General features: G+C 69.9%; 1 protein-coding gene. It reads left to right on the forward strand.

The features are described from left to right. Window positions 1–2,379, forward strand: a 2,379-nt coding sequence (locus ABD901_RS58360; protein WP_345144972.1) for a condensation domain-containing protein, incomplete at both ends; no start/stop codon positions are given.

The following is a 2,379-nucleotide window of genomic DNA, read 5'->3' on the forward strand; positions in this document are numbered from 1 at the left end:
CACTCACACCCACCCAAGAACTCCTCACCAACATCTGGACCGAACTCCTCCACCACCACCACATCACCACCACCGACGACTTCTTCGACCTCGGCGGACACTCCCTCCTCGCCACCCAGGTCATCTCCCGAATCCGCTCGATGCTCGGCATCGACCTGGCTACCGCGACCATGTTCGACCACCCGACCATCGCCGAGCTCGCCATCGTCATCGACGCCGCCACCGGCCCGGCCGCGCCGCCGATCACCCCGGCCGATCGCGACCTGCCGCTGCCGCTCTCCTACGCGCAGCAGCGCCTGTGGTTCCTGCAGCAGCTCGATCCCGACACGGTCGAATATCACGTCTCGACGGTCATCCCGCTCGCCGACCCGATCGATCCGGCGGCCGTGACGACGGCGTTGACCGCGGTCGTGGCACGGCACGAGATCCTGCGGACCCGCCTGGTCGCCGGCTCGGACGGCGTCGCCTACCAGGTCATCGATTCTCCGGCCCCGGTCCCGCTGGAGGTCCTCGAGACGGCAACCGCCGACGACGCCCGCATGCTCCTCGCCCGGCAGGCCCAGACGCCGTTCGACCTGGCGGCGGGCCCGTTGTTGCGCGCCACGTTGGTGCGACCGGCCGAGGGTGGCAGCCAGCTGGTGTTGACGATGCACCATGTGATCACTGACGCGTGGTCGGCCGACATCCTCCGCCGGGAACTGACCGCCCTGCTCACCGGCGCATCCCTGCCGGAACTGCCGATCCAGTACGCGGATTACGCGGTGTGGCAGCGCCAGTGGCTGGCCGGACCAGTGTTGGACGCCCAGCTGGGGTATTGGCGGACCCAGCTCGCTGACCCGCCGGTCCTGGAACTGCCGACGGACCGGCCCCGCCCGGCGGTGCGGTCAGCGGCCGGCGGCCTGGTCGAGTTCACGATCCCGGCCGACGTGACGACCCGGCTGCGGGAACTGTCCCGGCAACACGGCACCACCATGTTCATGACGCTGACCGCCGCCTACGCCCTCTTCCTGGCCCGACACACCGGCCAGGACGACATCCTGATCGGCACCCCGGTCGCGGGGCGCGGCCGAGCGGAGACCGAGGGGCTGATCGGGTTCTTCGTCAACACCCTCGTCCTACGCACCCAACTCGACGACGACCCCACCTTCGCAGAACTGCTGGCCCGCACCCGGACCACCGCCCTGAACGGCTACGCCCACCAAGACCTGCCCTTCGAACAACTCGTCGACGAACTCGTCCACCACCGCGACCGATCCCGCACCCCTCTCATCGACACCGTGTTCACCTACGCCACCACCGGCGGCGACGGCGGGGGCTGGGCTCCGGAGGGATCGTCGGCGAAGTGGGATCTGACCCTGACCGTCCTGGATGCCGGCGGGGAAACGCTGACCGCGGCCCTGCAATACAGCACGGCCCTGTTCGACCACGCCACGGTGACGGACTGGGCCGCCCGGTTCTCGGTGTTGCTGGCCGGCGCGGCCGCCGACGTGGATGCGCCGGTATCGCAGCTGCCGGTGTTGGACGCCGCGCAGCGAGCGTGGCTGGCCGAGTGCAACGACGCGGGGATGTCGGTGGCGCCGTCGTCGATTGTGGAGGTGTTCGAGGCCCAGGCCGCCGGCCAGCCGGACGCGGTCGCCGTCGTCGACGGCCCACACAACCTCACCTACGCCCAGCTGAACACGGCCGCGAACCGGGTCGCCTGGTCGCTGCTCGAGGCCGGGACCGGACCCGGCACGGTAGTCGCAGTCCGGATCCCCTGCTCAGCGGACCTCGTCATCGCCATGCTCGGCGTACTCAAAACCGGCGCCGCCTACCTACCCATCGACGTGCACCACCCAGACGGACGCATCGACACCCTGCTGCACGACGCCGCCCCGCACGTGGTGCTCACCGAGGTCGACGTCCCGGCCGGAGTGCGCGACGACAATCCGGGCCGGCGGGTCGACCCGGGACTACCGGCCTATGTCATCTACACATCCGGGTCGACCGGCACCCCGAAAGGCGTCATCGTCGGCCACCGCTCAGTAACCGCGCTGATCGCCGCGACCACCGGCCGGTACGGGTTCGGACCCGACGACGTGTGGACCCTGTTCCACTCCCCGGCATTCGACTTCGCCGTCTGGGAACTCTGGGGCGCACTGCTCACCGGCGGCCGGGTCGTCATCGTCGGACACGACCAAGCCCGCGACCCCGCCGCGTTCACCGCGCTGCTCGCCGAACAGCAGGTCACGGTGCTCAACCAGACCCCGTCGGCGTTCCGGCACCTCGGCCCGCTCCCACCCACCGTCCGGCTGGTCATCTTCGGCGGCGAGGCGTTGACCTACCAACCCGACCCGCAACCGGCGGTCGAGTTCGTCAACATGTTCGGGATCACCGAAA

This window comes from Dactylosporangium darangshiense, assembly GCF_039537565.1.
Lineage (GTDB): Bacteria > Actinomycetota > Actinomycetes > Mycobacteriales > Micromonosporaceae > Dactylosporangium > Dactylosporangium darangshiense.